The following is a 23,227-nucleotide window of genomic DNA, read 5'->3' on the forward strand; positions in this document are numbered from 1 at the left end:
TGTGATAAGATTAAATTCACTCCACCTACTAATGCTAAATTAGATTCTCCTGATCGCAAACTTTGACAAGCTAGATGGATCGCAACTAAAGAACTTGAACAAGCTGTATCTAACTGTATATTAGACCCTTGTAAACCAAGTAAATGAGAAATACGACCTACACCAAGACTTCGATTATTAATAAGAATAGGATTACTCAGACTCGCATAGTCATCCGTGGAGACGCCCATGAATACACTTGTTTTACTATTCTTAAGGTTAGTCCATGTTTGCCCAGCATTTTCCAGAGCTTCCCAGGTAACTTCTAAAAGTAGTCTGTACTGAGGATCTAAACTAATTGCCTCCCGAGGAGAAATACCAAAAAACAAAGGGTCGAACTGGTCAACTTGCTCAATAAATCCACCCTGTTTGGTGTAGGCTTTTCCTGGAATTTCTGGGTTAGGCTCGTAATGAGCATTAACATCCCAACGGTGAGGTGGTACTGGTGTAATAGCATCTATTCCATCATGTAATAAGCGCCAATATGTAGATGGGTCATTAGCTCCACCAGGAAACCGACAGGCCATGCCCACAATAGCGATTGGTTCAGTTTTTGCTTTGTTGACTGCTTCAAGCCTACTCCGCATTTCTTGTAATACTTGAAGCACCTCTTGAGAGGATACATCTTGTTGGGTTGTTTTAGAAACATTGCTCATTGTCAGTTACCCTCCTTCAGTAAATTCTTGATTTCTTGTAACTCAGCAGCAATCGCATGATCAACTTTTCCTTGAGTTTCTATCTGGGCAGAATCTAGGTTTTGTGTATTTTGACTGTCATCAAGATCAACTTCTTCTTCCTCTTGCCCCTCTGGCAAAATTTCTTTGATTAAATGTTCCGCTAAGTTTTGGATATTAGAAGTCCCAAACAACTCAGCTGCACTAATCGAGCAACCCAAATTAGAACTCAAGAGATTTCTTAACTCAACTGTTAGCAAGGAATCCATGCCCATGTCAAAGAATCCCAACTCTGGATTGGGCAGTTTGGATTTATCAAATCCCAGCAATTTACCGACTTTAACTTGAAGATAACCGATCAGAATTTGGTTGCGTTCACTTTCAATTGCTAGTGCTAGTTGTTCTAAAAAGTTTTCATCCTTAGTTGTTTCTTTTTGTAGTTTTCTGGAAGCAAAAGCTTCTAAAAATGAAATTGTATGTCCTACTGGCAGCTGTCCTAAGAATTGAGACCAATTTATGGGGAATACTCCTACTTGGCTAACGGGCTGTGATAGCAACTCTCCTAATACCTGCAATCCCTTCTCTGGAGTTATAAGATTCATTCCGGTTGTACGCAACCGACTTTGATGTTGACTTCCTAGACGAGAAGCCATCCCTCCTTGAGCCCAAGCTCCCCAATTAATGCTTAATCCCGGTAAGCCCATGCTCCGACGATAGTCAGCCAAAGTATCCATAAAAGCATTTGCTGCGGCATAGTTTCCTTGACCAGGTGAACCTAGTAAGGATGCAATGGAGGAAAAACAAACAAAGAAGTCTAGTGGTAGCTTCTGAGTCAACTGATGCAAATACCAAGCTCCTTGTAGTTTCGGAGCCATAACTTTCCTGAAACGCTCCCAGCTCATCTGTTGTAAAACACCATCATCCAGGAATCCTGCTGCATGAATCACCCCTCGTAATGGTGCTTGAGATGCCTCAATCTGCTTCAGGATACTAGCAACGTCCTCTTCCTTAGAAACATCTCCTAGTATGACTGAGATTTTAGCTCCTGTTTGTTCTAATTGCTGGATAGTTTCCTGAGCTGTTTCTGAGGGAGTACGACGCCCGTTTAATACTATATGTCGTGCCCCCTGCTTAACCATCCATTGGGCTACTTCCAATCCCAATGCTCCCAAACCACCAGTCAATAAGTAACTGCCTTCTGTTCCGAATGCTATCTGTTGCTCTTGCTCTGAAATTGACTTTTGGGTTCGCCTTGCCAATCTAGCGGAATAACGCACTCCTCCACGAATTGCTATTTGGTCTTCATCATCAGGATTTAAGAGTTCCTTACCTAATGCTTCTAAGGCTTCTAAGCTGTTCCTGGTTTGGTCTAAATCAACTCGCCTACATTTCAGCTCTGGGTGTTCTAGTGCTATTACCCGACTCAACCCCCACACTGGTGCTTGCTGTACTGCTAGTTTCGGTTCATTCTCTTCTACATTTTGTGTTCCCTGAGTAACTAACCATAGAGGTACTATTGATGATTGCGAGTTTGACACCAATGCTTGCACTAAATATAGTACGCTGGCACAACCTAGTTCTTGAGCAGCTTCCAACTCTTCTGTTGAGGTATTAATATTCCATAGATGAACTACTCCTTCTAGGGTATCTTGGGTAGTAAACAACTCTTTTATTAGTTGTTGAAATTCTTGTGCATTCGTGGGATTTAGTTGATAGTGTTGGTCATCTAACTGCTTGTAACTAGAGCCTGGGGTTACGATGAGACAATTTTGATTCTGTTTTGCTAAGACCGTTTTCAATGCTTGCGTTTGCTGATCAGCAAATATGAGCCAATTTCCTGGTTTATTGGGTGATAGCAACTGTTGATGTTTTTTGGTTTCCCACTTCAGTTCGTAAACCCATTGTTTAACAGCTACTTCAGAGTAAGAAGACAGTTGAGCTAGCATTTCTCGGTTCAACTGATAACTTTGCTCTTGTGGTAAATTTTCTTGTTTTTTTGCTGTTAGTAATACATAGCTAGCCAATCCTTTGCTCAGTAATTTACCTAACTGATTATAGGATTGAAAAGCTGACTTAACATTATCGTCATGATTTTGTTCATATAATTCTCTGAGATTTTCTTCAAATTCAGCATCATACAAATAGTTGGATACTTCATGACTAATATCTATAGCACTAATTAATTGCAATTTATTTGGTGAGAGTTGCTCTACCCAATGTTGTTTGGTAATAAAGTAAGATGATGTTTCTTCGTGGTCAATATCAACATCACTATTAGCGATAAAATCTGCCATTACTAATAGACCTTCTTCCTGAAGATGCCTGCTTATATTGGAAAATAACAGCGATTTATCCTTAATATGATGAGCTACTTCAAATCCAAATGCCAGGTTGTAATTATCAGGAAACTCATCTTTTGAACTGTCTCGGTTAAAAATTTGTATCTGCTCTTGCAGTTGATAATCATTAACTTGGTTGGCAGCAAATTTAGCTTGTCCACTAGAAATTGTATAACCGTTTAGTTGTAGGTGTGGGTGATTTTTGGCTAAGGTTATTAAATCCGAGCCATATCCACAACCAAAATCTAACACTTTTTTGGTAGATGAGAAGTCTACTTGTGAAAAACATAGCCTTCTCAACTCTTGCTGTGCCTCTAATAAGGCTGTTTTATGGGTCGGGTTTTGATTAGAGTTAGTCAACATTTTTAGCCAGGAAAAACCGGGAATACTTTCTGGTAATATTCCAAAAGTTAAGAATTGCAGTGAATTATTTTCTTGTTGCTTTTCTTTACTCAATTTTTCTTGACTAATTTCTGCAAAAGAATTGTAATAGTCATAAACTACATTACCTTTAAATTCCAGATAATCTTGGTGACGGTTGACTAAGATTCCTAGCAACTTAGGCAACATTTTTTGTTCGTCTGCAGTTAATTCTGTAGAAAAGCTTAATTCCTGATTCAACCCTTCTATATCACTTTGATTAAGTAAGTCTACAATTAAACTTGAGCTACCATTAACAGCTTTTTGCCCTTGATTTTTGTCAGTATCTATCCAATAACTTTCTCTCTGGAATGGATAGGTGGGTATTGCTACCTTATGACAGGCGTAATCTTGGTCAAACCCTGACCAGTTTACCTTGATCCCTTTCATATATAACTGTCCCAAACTCTGCAACATCTGCTGCCATGCTTCTACTCCAGGGCGCAAGGATGGTAACCAAACACCAACCCCTTCTGGCAGACATTGACGTCCCATACCCAACAAAATTGGTTTGGGTCCGATTTCTAGAAATAACTCATACCCTTCCTGGTGCAGAGTTGTCATGCTCTCGGAAAAGCGCACTGGTTGCCGGACATGGTTCACCCAATATTCGGCAGAAGTAATTTCTGAGCCCACTTGTTGACCAGTAACATTAGATATTAGTGATATTTGAGGCTGACTATAGGTTACCTGTTTGGCTACTGCTTCAAACTCTGCCAGCATTGGTTCCATCAATCGTGAATGGAAGGCATGGGATACCTGTAGTTGTTTCGTTTTGATGCTAAGGGATTCTAGGTGAGTTGCGATCGCTCCTACTGCTTCTGCTTCCCCAGAAATGACTGTGCTTTCGGGTCCATTGATGGCTGCTATGGCTACTTTTTCTTCTAGGGACATAGCCTTAAATATCTCCAGCACTTTCGACTCTGAGGCGATAACCGAAACCATCTCACCACCTGCGGGCAATTGTTGCATCAATCTTCCACGAGCTGCAATTAGTTTGAGGCCCTCTTCTAAGCTGAATACTCCTGCTACTGTTGCTGCTACATATTCTCCTACACTATGACCCATGACCACATCTGGTTGGATTCCCCAAGATTGCCAGAGTTTAAATAAGGCGTATTCTAGGGCAAATAAGCAGGGTTGGGTATAGGCTGTTTGGTCTAGTAAGGATGAATTAGACTGTTCTTGGTTTGCTGGATAGAGAATTTCTAGTAAGGACTTTTCCCGGAACGTTTCTGTACCAAGGAGAATTTCATTACATTGCTCAAGTGCTTTGCGGAATACAGGTGCTTGTTGATACAACTGCCTACCCATATTGACATATTGGGAACCTTGTCCTGTGAATAACAAGGCGATTTTAGGTGCTGTACTGTTGTTTGGCAGTTCTATTGAGTAGATTCCTGTTACCTCTTCTCCCTGTTGGTGCTGTCGGAGTTTTTCCACTAATTCTTGTTGGTTCGAGGCGACAACTGCTAATCTGTTGTTGAAGTGACTTCTGCATGTGTTAGCCGTATAACAAATATCAGCGATTCTTAATTCTGGATAATTTTTGAGATAGTTTTGATAACTATTAACTAAATCATCAAGAGCTGCTTGAGTTTTGGCTGAAAGAGTTAATAGATAAACTGCACGTTCTAGAGTATCTTCTTTTACAGTCGAATTGCCATTCTCCTCTACTGTTGCCGATAAGCTGTTACCTTCTTTTGGTGCTTCTTCGATAACCACATGAGCATTAGTTCCACTAAAACCAAAAGAGCTTACTCCAGCGATGCGACTTTTACCATTGGTTTGCCAAGGGGTGAGTTGAGTCGAAACTTGCACTGGTAATTGAGACCAATTAATATAAGGATTGGGTTGCTTAAAATGTAGTGATGGTGCAATCTGTTGATGTTGCAGTTGCAGGACTACTTTCATCAAACCTGCTATTCCTGCTGCTACCTCTAAGTGACCTATGTTAGTTTTAGCGGTACCAACTATTAAAGGTTGCTCTTGGGAGTGGGTTTTTCCAAATACCGTTCCTATCGCTCCAACTTCAATAGGGTCTCCCAAGGAAGTTCCCGTACCATGAGCTTCGATATAACTAACACTTGCTGGGTCTACTCCTCCATTGGATAACGCTTTGCGAATAACCGCTACTTGAGATGGACCATTAGGCACTGTCAAGCCACCACTGGCTCCGTCTTGATTGATCGCAGTTCCACGAATTACTGCCAGAACATTATCCCCATTGGCTACCGCGTCAGAGAGTCGTTTTAAAACAATCACTCCGCATCCCTCTCCACGTACATAGCCATTTGCCGAGGCATCAAAGGTCTTGCATCGACCATCGGGAGATAACATTTTAGCCTGAGAGAAAATAATACTAGTCTCAGGAGATAGAAGTAGATTGACACCTCCAGCTAAAGCCAAATTGCATTCTTGTTGTCGCAGGCTCTGACAAGCTAGATGTAAGGATACCAAAGACGAAGAGCAAGCCGTTTCTACTGCCAGATTAGGTCCTGTCAGTCCCAATATGTATGATAAACGACCTGTAGCAGCGCTTGGCGCATTACCTGTACCCCAATAAGCCTGTGGTACTTCACTGGTTGCCAGCTGATTTAAATAATCACTACTACCAATGCCAATAAATACTCCTGTGAGACTATTAAACAATTGGTCAGGGACTATGTTCGCTCTTTCTATTGCTTCCCAACTTACTTCCAGCAATAAGCGTTGTTGGGGGTCTAGACTTTGAACTTCCCGGGGTGAAATGCAGAAAAATGGAGCATCGAAACCATCTATTTGTGAGAGAAAACCACCGTCACGAGTAGAAATTTTGCCCGTAGCATCCGGGTCTGGGTCGTAGTAGTTATTAATGTTCCATCGGTTTGAGGGAACTTCAGAGATAGCATCAACCCCATCATTGAGTAGTTGCCAGAAGGATTCTGGGGAGTCTACTCCACCAGGAAAACGACAACTCATGCCAATTATCGCTATGGGTTCCTTGCTTTGAGTTTCGTATTTTTCTAGTTTGGAGCGTGCATCTTTAAGGGCTATAAGCGCTCTTTGTAAGGCTGAGAGTGATTGTTCCTTTTCTTGTTCTTGTTTTAGGTTCATGGTGTTTTCAAAGGATAAGGTTGTATTAGATTTTATAGGTATGATGTTTAGCTTCTTTACTTAAACACCAATAGCCACCTCGGTTCAGATTAACTTTTCTAATGCTTCAATTTCTTGCAAAACTGATGCTTCTAGTTCAATTTCTGAAAGTTCAGTGATATCTGATAATTGGGATGAGCCGTCCGCCACAACATCTTCTTCATCTAGTGCTTTTTCTGTTTGGTCTAGATGAGAAGAGAAATCTATCGGCATGACATCATTGGCTAAATACTCTACCAATGCTTCTACTGTAGGATAATCAAATAACAGTGTTGAACTTAAACTTGTTCCTAAGCTTGACTCCAATCGATTTTTTAATTCTACTGCTGTCAAAGAATCTAATCCTAAGTCAAATAAAGGTTGACGCATGCCGATCTTTTGTGTATCTTTCCAGCCTAATGTTTTAGCGATCGCTAAGCGAAGGTGAGTTGTTAATAGCTCGTGACGGTCTGAAACCAGTGCTGCTTCTAGCTCTTCTCTAAATGCCGACTTTTGAGTTAATGATGGTGTTTGGGAAATGAAATCCGACAAAAATGGTATCTTTTGTCCACCAGGAAACTGCCTGATAAATTGTGACCAATTAACCGGGAATACCCCCACTTGGCTTTGAGATTCTGATAATAATGACCCCAATGCCTGCATGCCCCTTTCTGGCTCTATGGCACTTAAGCCCATGCTCTCCATCCGTTGCTGATTTTGAACTGCTAAACTAGCGGCCATGCCTGCTGATGCCCAAGCTCCCCAGTTGATACTCAATCCTGGCAGTCCCATACTGCGACGATAGTGAGCTAGGGCATCCATAAACCCATTCCCTGCAGCATAATTGCTTTGACCTGGTGAACCCAACATAGAAGCTATAGACGAAAAACATACAAAGAAGTCTAAGGGGAAATCTTTGGTTAGTTGATGCAAATACCAAGTTCCTTGGACCTTTGGTGCCATTACCTTGGTAAACTGTGACCAACTCATATTTTGTACTAATGCGTCATCTAACACCCCGGCAGAATGAATTACTCCTTTGAGGGGGGGTAATGATGCCTGAATTTGCTGGAAAATTTTCGCCAGATCTTCTCGTTGAGAAACATCCCCCAGTAATACACTCACAGAGGCTCCAGCTGTTTCCAACTCCTCAATAATTTTTTGTGCGGTTTCCTTCGGAGCACGACGTCCAGTTAAAACGATATTTCTTGCTCCTTGAGTTACCATCCATTGGGCTACTTCCAATCCTAAGGCTCCTAATCCTCCAGTGATCAAATAACTTGCGTCTGCTGTGATAGATTTGGGCTCACTTTGGGCTTCTGGCATGGAAACCACTACCTTGCCTACATGTTTAGCTTGCTGCATGTACCGGAAGGCTGCTGTAATTTCTGTACTAGGAAATACTTTATGAGGTAAGGCTTTGAGTTTTCCTTGGTTCCACTGCTGGGTTAATTCTTCTGATAGTTGCCCAATTAAACCCGGTTGCTGTTGGACTGCTTCTTGTAAATCAAAGGGGAAATAACTCACATCTGGTCGTTTTTCCTTGACTTGCTCTTTTTCCCAAATTCCGATTTTGCCGATTTCCACAAATCTGCCTTTTGGGGTTAATACTGCCAAGCTCTGGGGAATATACTCTCCGTTGAGGCTATTGAGCACGACATCTACCCCTTCTCCTGCCGTGCGTTTCATGATTTCCTCGGCAAAATCTAGGGTGCGGGAGTTCATAATGTGTTTAATGCCCAAAGATTGGAGAAATTCCCATTTGCTTGGACTAGCTGTGGCAAAGATTTCTGCTCCTGCAACTTGGGCTATTTGGACTGCCGCTTGCCCTACTCCACCAGCTGCTGCATGAATTAATACTCGCTCTCCTGGTTGAATTTTGGCTAAGTGCTGCAACCCGTATTGGGCAGTTAGGAATGTCAAGGGTAGAGTCGCCGCTTCGCTGAAACTCATTTGTTTGGGCTTGGCTACTACATACTCTACTGAGGTGGTAATGAAACTGCTCAAGCCATCGTGCAAGAGTAATCCTATTACTTCGTCTCCTACTTGCCACTGTGAAACTTGTTCTCCTACTGCGGAGATTTTCCCAGCACATTCAAAGCCGAATGTTAGTTGCTCTGCGCTAGTAATGTTAAAGTGTTCGGCATAGTAGTCTTTGAGTAATCCGAGGGCATTGAGCACGTCTCGGAAGTTTAGCCCCACCGCTGCTACCTCAATTTCTACTTCATTTGCCAAGGGCGTTTTCCGCTGCATTGGCTGCCAGTTGAGGTTGTCTATGACTCCGTATTCTGACAGTTTTAATTGCACTGGTTGGTCCGCTGAGGTGATTGGTTTTTGCTGTGGTTTTTGTACTAGTCTGGCTACATAGCGACTTCCTTGACGTATCGCTATTTGGTCTTCTACATCTTCTGATAAGAGTTCAGCTACTAGGGAGTCTAATATTTGAGTCTGCTCTAAGTTTGGGTCACAATCTAGGCGTTTACATCCTAATTCTGGGTGTTCTTGGGCAATGACTCGTCCTAGTCCCCATAAGCTTCCATACTCAGGGTTGATTACTTCTGAGTCTGAGATTACCCTTTGAGTTCCTCGGGTGACTAACCACAGTTTTGGGATGGTTTCAGGTTTGCTGTTGATAATTGCTTGCACTAAATGCAGCACTGTGGCACAACTTTGTTCTTGAACTGTTTGTATTTCTAGATTGTCTTTGCTTTCGATCTCCTGCACACCCCACAGATAGACAATCTGAGTAATCCCTGGATTTTCTGCTAGCAGTTGTTGAAATTGTTCTCTACTTGTGGGATTGATTTGATAGTGTTGCTGAGCTAGTTTCTCATAGGTATCTCCTGGTGAGACTCTGATAGACTCATGACCTTGGTGTTGTAGTGCTTCTATCAGTTGAGTATCCTGTGCGAAAACTAACCATTTATCAGTTGCTGATGATGGGGTAGTTGATGGTAGGGGTTGGGTTTGCCAGTTGATCTGATAAAACCAATGACTAATATCTGGTTGCAGGCTTCTCAATAGAGCATCGGCTGTGGTTGCCGTTACTCTTAATCCCTCAATTTCTGCCAGGAGACTTCCCTGATTATCTACTAATTTAATACTTCCTTTTAACGTGTTTTCTGGTATTTCTACTATCGCCCATACTTGAGTTATTGTCTGACGATATAGTTTTAATTTGTCTATGCCTACTGGCAGATAAGCTTTGTCGTCTGTTTCTGTGTTGCCTATAGCATGACCTAGGATTTGTAGAGCTGCATCTAAGAGGGCTGGATGTAACTGATAGTCTGTTGCCTGTCCTGCTATTTCCTCTGGTAAGGCTATTTTACCTAGGGCTTTCCCTTGACCTTTCCACAATTGTTTGATTCCTTGGAAGCTGTTGCCGTAGTCTATCCCTCTTGACTTAAATTGTTGATAATGTTGTTGGATGTCTATTACTTGACTACATTCTCTCTGGTATTGCTCTAGGTCAATTTTGGCTTTGGCGTTGGTAGTTGAGTCTAGGAATATTTTACCTTCGGCATGCAATGTCCACTGGTTTGCCTGTTGATTGTCACCTTCTGATGTACTAAATATCTCAAGCTTATAGCTATTGTTTTCTAAGGTGCTGATTACTGTTTGTACTGTCTTTATGTCTGTTTCTGGTATAACTAACCCTCGCACTATGGTTACATCAGAAACTACGACTTGCTCTCCAGTCGTTAACAAATTTTTCCCAACTGCAGCGGCTATTTCTAAATAGCTTGTGGCTGGAAAGAGCACCTTGTTAAATACTTGGTGCTGACTCAGGTAGGCTGGAGATTCTGCTGTTAGGTATGATTGAAAACGATGTTGATTTTCTATTCCTGCTAGGTTGAGTTTTTCTCCTAGTAACGGATGCAGGTTTTTGGCGGTTGACCCATAGGGTTTTGGTTGGTAGCCATTTTGAGTTTCTACCCAATACCTTTCTCTTTGGAAGGGATAAGTGGGCAATATTACTTTCTCCCGGTTATAGTTTTGGTCAAATTTAAACCAATCTACTTTAGCTCCCTGCACATACAACTGTCCTAAACTCGAGAGCATCTGCTGCCATTCATCCACTCCCGGACGTAATGAGGGCAACCACACACCCATCTCTTCCGGTAGACATTGACGCCCCATACCTAACAAAATTGGTTTAGGTCCGATTTCCAGGAATAATTCATATCCTTCCTGGTGCAGAGTTTTCATGCTCTGGACAAATTGCACTGGTTGGCGCACATGATTTACCCAATACTTGCCTGTCGCTATGCTATTGTCCGTTTTTGTGCCTGTGACATTCGATATTAGTGGTATCCTTGGCTGATTGTAGGTGAGTTGATTGGCTATATCTTCAAACTCTGCCAACATCGGTTCCATCAATGGTGAATGGAAAGCATGGGATACCTGTAATTGTTTCGTTTTGATGCCAACGGATTCGAGGTGAGTGGCGATCGCCTCTACTGCTTCTGCTTCCCCAGAAATTACTATGCTTTGGGGTCCATTGATGGCTGCTATGGCTACTTTTTCTGACCGGGACATCGCCTTCAAAGTTTCTAGCACTTTCGACTTTGATGCCATCACTGAAACCATTGCTCCACCTGCAGGTAGTTTCTGCATCAAGGAGCCCCTAGCAGCAATTAGTTTCAAACCAGCTTCTAAGCTGAATACTCCTGCTACGGTTGCTGCTACATATTCTCCGACACTGTGACCCATAACGACATCTGGTTTGATGCCCCAGGATTGCCAGAGTTTGAAGAGGGCATATTCTATGGCAAATAGAGCTGGTTGGGTATAAGCTGTTTGGTCTAGTAGGGATGAATCTGATAAGTCGTCTGCTGGATAGAGAATCTCTTGTAATAACTTATTTGGGAACGTTTCTAGGCTACTGAGAATTTCCTCGCATTGGTTAATCGCTTCACGGAAAGTTGGTGCTTGTTGATACAACTGCCTTCCCATGTTGACGTATTGGGAGCCTTGTCCTGTGAATAACAAGGCGATTTCAGGAACTGTACTGTTGTTTGGCAGGTCTCCTGAGTAGATTCCGACTACCTCTTCTCCCTCTTGCTGTTGTCGAAGTTTGTCAACTAATTCTTGTTGGTTGGAAGCGACAACTGCTAGTTTGTGGTTAAAGTGAGTACGTCCTGTGTTCGCTGTATAGCAGATGTCGGCTACCCCTAATTCAGGGTGAGCTTTGAGATAATTTTCATAACTACTGACCAACTCATCAAGAGCTGTTTGAGTTTTAGCTGAAAGAGTTAATAGATGGAGTGAACGTTCTAAATACTCTTCTCTTTTGAGTTTTGCTCCTTTGCTGTCCTTGAGGACTTGCTTTTGACCACCCGTGGCCCTTGAGGACTTGCTTTTGACCGGTATTGGCGCTTCTTCTAAAATTACATGAGCATTCGTTCCACTCATGCCAAATCCACTGATTCCAGCCAAACGAGGTTTCTCTCCTTTGAGCCACGGGAAAGCTTTTGTCGGAACCTTAACTGGTATTTGCTCCCAATTAATCCGAGGATTAGGCTGATTGAAGTGAAGATTTGCCGGAATCTCTTGATGCTGAAGAGCTAGAACAACTTTAATCAAAGCAGCTATTCCCGCTGCTGCTTCCAAATGTCCAATATTACTTTTGACTGCACCTAAGAACAGAAGTTGTTCCTTAGTTCTTTGTTGACAATAGACTTCGTCGAGCGCTCTTACCTCCAGAGGATCTCCCAAAGACGTACCCGTACCATGACACTCAACATAGCTAATCTGTAAGGGATTAACCTTGGCATTGTTCAAGGCTTGATGAATTACCTTTTTCTGAGCCTGCTGATTCGGAACTGTAAACCCGCTACTAGGCCCATCATGATTAATTGCTGAACCTTTTACCAGTGCTAAAATACGGTCACTATCTGCTAGAGCATCTCGAAGACGCTTGAGTACAACTATTCCACAACCCTCTCCCCGGGCAAAACCATCAGCACTGGCATCAAAGGTTTTACACCGACTATCAGGTGATAAAGCTTTACCTTTGCAAAGTACATGAGTAGTATTAGGAGCAAGCATCAAGTTTACCCCTCCCACTAGAGATAGATTCGACTCCCTAGAACGTAAACTTTGGCAAGCCAAATGTAAGGCAACCAAAGATGAAGAACAAGATGTGTCTAGGAATAAAGTAGGTCCTTGTAACCCCAAAATGTAGGCAATTCGACCTGCTGACATACCCATATTAGAGCCTATGCCTAAATAAAAATCAGGTAATTTGTCAGGTCGATTTGTACCAATAACTGCATAATCATTGGTCATCTGACCAACGTATACTCCTGTATCAGTATTTTTCAAACTTTTGGGGGAGATACCTGCATTTTCTAAAGCTTCCCAAGTAACTTCTAAAAGCAGGCGTTGTGAGGCGTCCATATTGGCTGCTTCTGTACCAGAAATCCCAAAAAATTCTGGCTCGAATTGGTCTACTGGTTGTTGGAGAAAATAACCCTGACGAACATAGATTTTGTTAGGTACATCAGGGTCTGAATCATAGTATAAATCAACATCCCATCGGTCTTTAGGAATCTCTGTCCTGAGATCCCTTGCCTCTTGGAGCAATTTCCAGTAAGTTTCTGGACTATCAACTCCACCAGGAAAACGACAGCCAATGCCAATAACGGCTATTGGTTCTGTAGCTGCTGTTTCAATTTCATGCAGTTTGGCAGTTGCTTGTTGAATTTTTAGCAGCAGAAGTTGCTGATTGGATAGTTGGGTTGTTTGGGAGCTAAGTTCCATCTTTATTGCTTCTGTACTCTCTTATTTTAAGAAATTTGCTATTACTTACTGACTTCACTTATAGAAGTTGATCAAGCTGACTTACAGCTTGGGAAACTGCTAGATCCATTTCATCTTCTGAAAGCTGATTAATTTCAGCAGCTAGACTTTCTGAAAGCTCTGATTCTAAGGAACCTTCATCTACCATATCATCTAGTGTTTCAGCCTCACTGGCGGCTGTACTATTTGATGATAGAATCACTTTGTTTTCTAGGTAATCAGTTAAAGACTCAATATTCGCATACTCAAAAGCTATAGTTGATGGTAGTGAACAATCAAAGCTAGTTTGCAATTTATTCCTGAACTCTACAGAGGTCAAAGAGTCCATACCTAGATCAAAAAATCCTGTTTCTAATGAAATGGATTCGGGATGATTGATTCCTAAGACGAGGGCTAATTGACGACGGACATGAGCTAGTAATAATGAGCGACGTTTGCTGGGTGCTGTTGCTTCAAGCTTTAACAAAAATTCTGACTTGGATATTTCAGAAGTAGTTTGGATTGTTTCCTGCCAATCTGTAAAGAAAGGCCATTGAGCTACTCTTTCTTGCCAAGCTGACCACTCGATTGGCACAACTCCTACTTCTATATCTGATAGGTTGTTTTCCTGAGCCTTAGCTGTACTACTCATCAGTAGCTCAAGGGACTCTAACACCTGAGTTGGAGAGAGCGCACCCATACCCTGCTGCTGCCCCCTAACATCTGCTCCCCGTTCAGCTGCCTCTCCCACTTGAGCAACAGCTCCCCAATGAATGCTCAATCCGGGTAATCCTATTCCTCGACGATAGTGAGCTAAACCATCAAGAAACCCATTGGCTGCAGAATGATTTCCCTGACCCGGTGAACCCAACAGAGATGCTGCGGAAGAAAACAGCACGAAAAAGTCCAATGGTTGGTTTTGGGTGAATTGATGCAAATGCCAAGCTCCTTGAACTTTGGGAGCCATCACTTGCTCAAAGCTCGACCAACTCTGGTTTTGTAGCACTCCATCTGACAACATCCCTGCCGCATGAATGACCCCTGCTAATGGTATTTTTGAATGCTCAATTTTGTACAGCACTCTGGTGATCGATTCAACATCAGACACATCAGCTTTTTCCACGACCACTTGAGCTCCAGCCATTTCTAACTCAGTCAGTTTTTGGTTGGCAGCATCATCCGGTGCACGGCGTCCTAACAAAACTAAATGCTTGGCTCCCTTGTCCACCATCCAACGAGCCACCAGTAACCCTAAACCTCCCATACCTCCTGTAATCAAGTAGGTAGAATCCTCACGGAAACTCAAAGACTGTTCGGTAGTGGCATCAGTCTGCTGATGGTGACTAGCCACCAATCGAGCCACATAACGCCCATCTCCTCGCCATGCTACCTGGTCTTCTTGATCCTTAGACCAGATTTCTTTGAATAGTACATCAGCTTGCTTCTTTATCGTCTGGTGTGGGTCTAAATCTATGCGCACGCAGTTTAGTTCAGGGTGTTCTAAGCTAATCACTTTCCCCATTCCCCACAGTGAAGATTGGGCTAGTCCTGGTATTACCGGATAACTTGAGGGTACTGGTTGGGCACCACAAGTGACTAACCATAACTGGGGTGGTTGGGATAACCCAGCTTTGACTAATGCTTGTACCAAAGATAAAGTAGTGCCACACCCTAGTTTAGATAAGTTTTTTAATTCCTCAGAGTTGATGTTATTAATCACCCCCGCTTCAGTTGTCCAACATTGCACTACTCCAGATAACGATGGTGATTTGGCGTTTACTGTCTCTATTAGTTGTTCAAATTCTGAGAAGTTGTCGGGGTTAATGGTAAATTCTCCTGGGGCAATCTGTTGATAGTTTTCTCCCCAAAATACTAAGGTACAAACGTCTCCTTCTGAGTGCAGTTGGCTAGCTAGCTGTTGAGCAATTCCTTGTTGGTCTGCTAGTATCAACCAACCCTTTGGTGTCTCCTTCGTTGGTTCTAACTTTGTTGAAGCTGCTTGGGCTACAATCACCGTCTGTTGAGACAAAGCTTCTGCCATTCCTTCAACTTCTGGCAGAGTCACTACTTGAGTAAAACCTGTTTCACTCAATACTTTTTTCCACTGCTCCCGATTCAGCAGAGGGTAGTCTGGTCTTAATTCATAATCAGTAAATTTCCACCATCCTTCTAATAGTCCGAAGATTAAATCTACCCACCGAGATCGAGTTGTTGCTTCATACAAGACCAATATCCCCCCTGGTGCTAACAGTTGTCGCACATGGGATAAGGTTTGCTTAAGACTTGTGGTTGCATGGAGGACATTGGCCGCAATAATTACATCATATCGATGAGACTCAAATCCTTGGCTGCTTGGGTCTACCTCTATATCTAAGGTTTGATATCCCAAGAATCGATAATCCTGGAATTTCTCTTGGGCTTTACTCGTAAACAATGCTCCTATATCGGTGAAGATATATTCTGTTTGGTTAGGATTGAGGTGAGGCAGAATATAGCTTGTCGTCCCTCCTGTTCCGGCTCCGATTTCCAACAAACGTATTCCTCGGCTAGGTGGTAACTTCTCCATAGCTTTCATGATGACTTTTTCCACTATCGTGTTCATCACTTTTGCTACAGCTGAGTCTTTATACAGTTGGGTTGCTGTGGTTAAATCCCCTTGAGGGAACACCAGTTGCACTGGGTCAATTTCTCCTCGTAGTACCCCGCTTAGTTGAGATGCACAACGCTCCAATAATGTCAATGTTGCTGCTTCATCTGGATATTGACTTAGTAGACTCTGGCTTTGTTTACTCGGGTTGACTTTCTGCGCTGTTTTTTGAACCTGCCACTGCTGTTGATTAGACTGGAGTATTCCTACTTCTGCTAGGATTTGTAGTAGACGCTCGAATAGCCTTACCTGAGTTGGAACTACCCCTAAACATTGGGCTGCTGCATCTAAGTCGAAGCTCTCTGTCGGCTGGTATGACCAACCCATCTGCAACAAACCTTGCACTATATAATCTACGCTTAATTCTTCTAATTGAGTTCCGATTTCTGAGGTGCGAGCATTATCTAAGAGAGTTACTAATTCTGTGAGACTGGGAGCCAATTGCTGGGAGACTTCTACAGGATCTAGCAGAAAATCTGGAGGTAGCAACCTGCCCAAAAGACCTTTGGTTCTCCATTCTACTTCATACAACCAATTACTCAAATCTGAACCCAGAGTCATCAACAAAATTTTGGGATTAGCTTTCCTACCTTCAAAACCAATAACCTGAGCAACTAGCTGCCCATGTTGGTCAAACAATTGTATATCGGCTTTGAATTTTTCTCCTGATTGTTTATCTTTCGAGCCACAGGTATAACACCAAAGCAGATCATTATCAGAACTATTATAGAAAGTGAATTTATCTATACTGAACGGAACAAACGTTTCATTCTTGTTGCCAGATTGATCTAAAACAAGTGCGATTATTGATTGAAAGCACGAGTCAACTAGAGTCGGATGTAGTTGATACTTTGTTGTATTAAGGATAGTTTTTGGGACTTTCATTTGACAAAGAACTTCTCCCTCTCCTAACCATACCTGCTCTATCCAACGGAAACTCTGTCCTAAGTGAATCTGTCTATCCCAGAGATGCTGGTAAATTTCTGCACTATCTATTTTTTGGCTACATCTGGCTTGAATTTCTTCTAGAGGTATTAGTGATTGCTCAGCATTGGCAACAGACAATTTTCCTGTGGCATGAACTGCCCAGTCACTGATGTGACTACCATTGTTTGAAACTTGATTAATCTGTGATTCTAAAGAGTCGTCAAAGCTAATCACTTGAAATGAAAAAGAGTTATTTTGCGGTGTCAAAACCACCTGAACTGTTCGCACCCCTTGTTCCGGAATTGCCAGTGCTTGAGGAAACAGAATATCCTCGATTTGACATTCGGTTGCGGCAAAGGTTAGAGATGCCGCTGCTAACAAGAGGGAGATATGACTGGCACCAGGAACTACCACTTGTTCATACACAATGTGGTCAGCTAAAAATGGCAGATTTTCAGTGCTAAAGTAAGACTCAAAAAAGATTTCTTTTGATAAGGGAGATTGAAACTTTTGATTAATCAGAGGATGGAGCTTAGTTGTAGAGATTGTTTTTCCATCCCAATCATTAGTTGTTTCAACCCAATACCTTTTACGTTGGAAGGGATAAGTTGGTAAAACGACTTTCTGATGGTTATAATCTCTGTCAAATTCTGACCAATTGACTTGAACTCCATGTACATACAACTGTCCTAAGGTAGAGAGTATCTGTTGCCATTCATCTACCGCAGGACGCAAAGAAGGCAACCAGACACCTACCCCTTCTGGCAGACATTGATGTCCCATGCCTAATAATATTGGTTTGGCTCCTATTTCTAGGAATATTTCTAAACCTTGTTGGTGTAGGGTTTCCATACTAGCGGCAAACTTTACGGTCTGGCGTATATGATTGACCCAATAGTTGGCTGTGGCAATACCATTGTCTACTTTTTTGCCTGTAACATTAGAAATTAGTGGTATTTTTGGTTGATGGTAGGTAACTTGATTAGCTACAGCTTCAAACTCTGCCAACACCGGTTCCATTAATGGTGAATGAAAAGCATGGGATACTTGTAGTCTTTTAGTTTTGACTCCCTCTGACTCTAATTGATTGACAATAGCTGCAATAGCTTCTGTTTCACCAGAAATAACCACACTTTCTGGTCCATTAATTGCAGCAATTGCGACCTTGTCTGTGTAGGGGGTAATCAATTCACGAACTTTTGACTTCTTAGCCATGACTGAAACCATCTCACCATCAGAGGGTAACTGTTGCATTAACCTTCCCCTAGCTGCAATGAGTTTTAGACCATCTTCTAAACTAAAAATTCCTGCTATTGTTGCTGCTACATATTCTCCCACACTGTGACCCATTACCGCATTGGGTTTAATTCCCCAAGATTCCCATAACTTAGCCAAGGCATACTCTATAGCAAATAAGGCGGGTTGGGTATAAGCTGTTTGGTCTAGTAGAGAGGAGCTTGATGATGGTGCATTTTGAGGATAGAGAACTTCTAAGAGTCGATATTCCAGATAGGACTCTAAAATTTGGTCACATTGTTCCAAAGCTTTACGGAAAGTCGGCTGAGTTTCGTAGAGTTGCCTTCCCATATTCACATACTGGGAACCTTGACCAGTGAACAAGAAAACTATTTTCGGTGGATTTTTGCTAGCATGTCCAGAAAATAGTCCAACTGCTTGCTCCCCAGTTTCCTGGTAATGTAGTTTTTCTACTAGTTCTTTGCGGTCAGCAGCAATAACCGCTAATCGATGTTTGAAATGAGCTCTTCCTGTGTTGGCTGTATAACAGACATCTGCCGCTAGTTCTTGATTAGTTTCGAGATAGTTACAATAAAGAGTGACTAACTCTTCGAGAGCTTTTGCAGTCTTAGCTGATAAAGTTAGCAAATGAAGGGAACGCTCGTGAGCGCATTCACTTTTACCTTTTGGAGAAGGAGCTTCTTCGATCACTATATGAGCATTAGTGCCACTAATAGCAAAAGAACTTACTCCTCCCACCCGTTTGCCACCGGATGAAAGCCAAGGTGTCAGTTGAGTGGGGACTTCTATTGGTATATTCCCCCAATCAATATAGGGGTTAGGATGTTTAAAATTCAGTGATGGTGCGATTTTTTGATGTTGCAGTTGTAAAACCACTTTAATCAAACCAGCAATTCCCGCTGCGGCTTCTAGGTGACCGATATTGGTTTTAACTGAACCAATCCTCAAAGGATGTTCTTGGTTATGTCCCTCCTCAAACACCGTGCCTAAGGCTCTAACTTCCATCGGATCCCCTAAGGAAGTTCCTGTACCATGAGCTTCCACATAACCTACCTGAGATGGTTCTATTTTGGCTGCTTTGAGAGCTTGTTGAATAAGCTGTTCTTGGGCTAGTTTATTAGGTACTGTCAGCCCACTACTAGGTCCATCATGATTAACCGCTGAACCACGAATCACTGCCCAGATTTGGTCACCATCTTTAAGAGCATCAGACAGGCGCTTAAGTACTACCATGCCACATCCCTCTCCCCTACCATAACCATCCGCCGCAGCATCAAAAGTCTTACATCTGCCATCCGGTGATAGAGCCTTCAATTTTGATAGTGCGGTGGTAACGTGAGGAGAGAGTATCAGTTGTACCCCTCCTGCTAAAGCCAGATTAGACTCACCCCGACGCAGACTATGGCAAGCCTCATGTATAGCTACCAGAGATGCTGAACAAGCTGTATCTATTGCTAAAGATGGACCTTGCAATCCCAAGAAGTAAGATAGCCTACCTGCGGCAAAACAAAAGCCATTGCCTGTAGCATCGTAAGGGCTGATATTTTCTAGTTGGTTAAAACCCAAATCAGCATAATCGTTTTGACCCATACCTAGAAACACTCCTGTGTGGGTATTTTCTAATTGTTGGGGGTTAATTCCCGCTCTTTCTAAAGCTTCCCAAGTTACTTCTAAAAGAAAACGTTGTTGTGGGTCAAGGCTATGGGCTTCTCTCGGAGAGATGCCAAAAAACTCAGGCTCAAACTGATCTACCTGATCCACTAAGGAAGCATGACGGATATACATTTTCCCTGGAGTATCAGGGTCAGGATGGTAAAAATAATCTGGATTCCAGCGTTCAGGTGGAATTTCTCTAACTCCATCTTCACCATTAGCTAACAGTTGCCAGAAGCTTTCTGGAGTGTTGGCATTTCCTGGGAATCGACAACCAATACCAATAATGGCAATAGGTTCACTTTTGGCAAGTTCCATCATCTCCAACTTAGCTTCTGCTTGCTTTAGCGCCAGAAACATCTGTTTGGATAATGATAGTTGCTCTTTGTTGGTAGTCGGTTCCATGAATTTTGATCCTTGACTTATTATTTGACTTTTTGATTAATTAAACTGTCCTTATTTCAGAAGTTTATCAAAGCATACTCTTAATTTTTTCTAATTGTTGAGCTGCTAGTGCTTCAAATTCCTCTTCTGAGATATCTTCGATAACTGGCAAAATCTGCTCATCTACATCTACCTCTTTTCGTTCAGGTAAATTACTCTCGGAATCTGCTACTGATTTCCATCCCATGACTTCTTCAAATATATACCGAGATAGTTTGTCAATTGTGGGATATTCCATAGCTACTGTCCCAGGTAAGGTAATCCCTAGTTGAGCTTGTAATCGATTCTTTAATTCCACTGTTGTCAAAGAGTCCATCCCCATTTCCATAAAGCCCAAATTGATTTCTGGTAATTGAGATGAACTTAAGCCTAATACCTTGGCTACTTGCCCTCGAATGTGTTCCTTTAGAATTTCCTTACGTTCGCCTGCTGATGCCTTATCTAATTGATCTAAAATTTCTCGTTCTAGCTTCTGCTTCAGAATATCTTGTTGCTGTAATTCATCTTGGTGTAATAGTTCCTGTAGTAATGAACTTTTATTTAGATTACTCCACTGTTGTGCCAATAATGACCACTCTACATATATTACACCAATTTGTCCAGTTAGAGTTTGATTGGCTAACAGTTGCTCCAAGGCAGACATTCCTTGTTCGGGGGCAATATCATTAACTCCACTGGTATGGATGCGATTTTGATGCTGAGCCGCTAAATTATTCGCCATTCCTCCAGACGCCCAAGGACCCCAGTTAATAGTTAATCCAGACAATCCTCTACTTCGACGATAGTTAGCCAAAGCATCCATAAAGGCATTGGCAGCAGCATAATTTCCTTGACCTGGTGAACCGATTAAGGAAGCTATTGAAGAGAAGCAGACAAAGAAATCTAACGGTAGCTCTTGGGTAAATTGATGTAAATGCCAAGTTCCTCCTACCTTTGGTGCCATTACTTTGGCAAAATTCTCCCAACTCATCTGTTGCAGGGTTGCGTCATCAAGTATTCCGGCGGCATGAATAATACCTTTTAGTATAGGTAAAGATGTCTGAATCTGTTCAATAATTTGGGCAACATCTTGTTCAAGAGAAATATCTCCTAACAAAACCTTAACTTTAGCTCCTGCTTGTTCTAACTTTTCTATGATTTCTTGTACTTTTTCTGATGGAGCACTACGTCCAGTCAACACCAGATGTCGAGCGCCCTTTTCTACTAGCCATTGTGCTGTATGTAACCCTAAAGCTCCGAGTCCTCCTGTAATTAAGTAAGTGGCATCAGATGCTAAGGATAGTGCTTCAACAGATGCCTGAAGAGATTGCTGAACCAAACGGGCTACATAGGTTTTTCCTTCTCGTAAAGCTAGATAGTCTTCTTCTGAGTTGTTTACTAGTAATTGCAACAGCTTTTCTACATCCTCTTCTGATGTTTGCGGGTCTAAATCTACCAATCCCCCCCAAAGCTGCGGATGTTCTAGAGACACGACTCTACCTAATCCCCACAAGGGTGAGGCAGCTACTGTTAGTTTTTCCATGTTCGATAATACTGACTGAGCGCCCCTGGTGACTAGCCATAATTGAGGAACATTGGTAGTTTTGAGCACACTTTGTAGCAGGTGCAATACACTAGCACACCCCCACAGTTGAGTCTGCTCTAAGGTGTTTAGGGTTAAATGTTCCGTAACTGGAGCATCTAAGCTCCACAAATGGATTACCCTTGATAAGGGCAGTTGACTGGTTTCTATAATGGCTTCATAAAGTTGTCCAAATTCTTCAGGAGCAGAGGGATTGAGTTGATATCTTCCTGTTGCTAGTTGTTGATATTTATCTGCTCGATAAACTAAGCTACATTTATGTCCTTGCTGTTGTAATTTTTGGGCTAATTTCTCTGCTACCCCCGTATTGTCGGCAAAAATCAACCAATGACTCACTTGAATGCCGTTTTTTAGGTAAATTTCAGGTAAAGGTTGCCACTGAAGTTGATAGAACCAATCTTTAATCCTTGCTGCTGCTAATTGTTGCTGATGTTGCTTAGTTAGTAGTTCTAAGATTTTCGGTAAAAGTTTAAGCTGTTCTGGTGAAAAGTTTGCTGCTTTTTCCAGTTGTTGTGCTAAGGTGTCAATTTCTCCTTTACTGAGGAGGTTGACGATCTCAGTATTAGTATCTTTCTCTGCAAAAGAAGCATTGCTTTGATATCCATTATCTTTTGTTTCTACCCAGTAGTGTTGTCGTTGGAAGGGATATGTTGGCAATATTACTTTATCACGGTTATAGTCTTGGTCAAATCCTGACCAATCTACTTTGGCTCCCTGTACATATAACTGTCCCAAACTAGAGAGCATCTGTTGCCATTCTTCTACTCCCGGACGCAATGATGGTAACCAGACACCCACTTCTTCTGGTAAACATTGACGCCCCATTCCTAATAATATTGGTTTAGGTCCGATTTCTAGGAATAACTCATATCCTTCCTGATGCAGAGTTTTCATACTCTGGGCAAACCGCACTGGTTGGCACACATGATTTACCCAATATTCGGCAGTGGTAATTTCCAAATTCACCTGTTGACCAGTAATATTTGATATTAGAGGTATCTGAGGCTGACTATAGCTCATTTCTTTGGCTACTGCTTCAAATTCTGCTAGCATCGGTTCCATCAGAGGAGAATGGAAAGCGTGAGACACTTGTAGTTGTTTGGTTTTGATGCCAACGGATTCAAAATTAGTTGCGATCGCTCTTACTGCTTCGGCTTCGCCAGAAATTACTGTGCTTTCGGGTCCATTGATGGCTGCTATGGCTACTTTTTCTCCTAGGGACATCCCTTTCAAAGTCTCTAGAACTTTCAACTCTGATGCCATAATTGAAATCATCTCGCCACCAGCAGGTAATTTCTGCATCAAAGAGCCTCTAGCGGCAATTAGCCTCAAACCAGCTTCTAAACTC

General features: G+C 42.2%; 5 protein-coding genes. All 5 read right to left on the minus strand.

The features are described 5' to 3' along the window. Positions 1-695 (minus strand): beta-ketoacyl synthase N-terminal-like domain-containing protein (locus F6K20_RS03330; RefSeq protein ID WP_287293700.1); only part of this gene is annotated, 695 nt, incomplete at its 3' end. Between the two features lie 2 nt (positions 696-697). Continuing rightward, positions 698-6,568, minus strand: a complete 5,871-nt coding sequence (locus F6K20_RS03335) for a type I polyketide synthase (protein ID WP_008191786.1) — start codon at positions 6,566-6,568, stop codon at positions 698-700. A gap of 84 nt (positions 6,569-6,652) precedes the next feature. Next, positions 6,653-13,351, minus strand: a complete 6,699-nt coding sequence (locus F6K20_RS03340) for a type I polyketide synthase (protein WP_287293701.1) — start codon at positions 13,349-13,351, stop codon at positions 6,653-6,655. A gap of 58 nt (positions 13,352-13,409) precedes the next feature. Beyond that, positions 13,410-20,258 carry a type I polyketide synthase gene (locus F6K20_RS03345; RefSeq protein WP_287293703.1) on the minus strand — a complete coding sequence of 2,283 codons (6,849 nt, stop codon included), beginning with the start codon at positions 20,256-20,258 and terminating at the stop codon, positions 13,410-13,412. Positions 20,259-20,325: 67 nt separating this feature from the next. Next, positions 20,326-23,227, minus strand: a 2,902-nt coding sequence (locus F6K20_RS03350; protein WP_287293706.1) for an SDR family NAD(P)-dependent oxidoreductase, incomplete at its 5' end; no start/stop codon positions are given.

The organism is Moorena sp. SIO2C4, from assembly GCF_010672485.1.
GTDB lineage: Bacteria > Cyanobacteriota > Cyanobacteriia > Cyanobacteriales > Coleofasciculaceae > Moorena > Moorena producens.

What these genes read in the sequence shown, in the direction of transcription:
- F6K20_RS03335 (WP_008191786.1), bottom strand. Translation starts at nt 6,568, where the DNA reads ATGAACCTAAAACAAGAACAAGAAAAGGAACAATCACTCTCAGCCTTA.
- F6K20_RS03340 (WP_287293701.1), bottom strand. Translation starts at nt 13,351, where the DNA reads ATGGAACTTAGCTCCCAAACAACCCAACTATCCAATCAGCAACTTCTG.
- F6K20_RS03345 (WP_287293703.1), bottom strand. Translation starts at nt 20,258, where the DNA reads ATGGAACCGACTACCAACAAAGAGCAACTATCATTATCCAAACAGATG.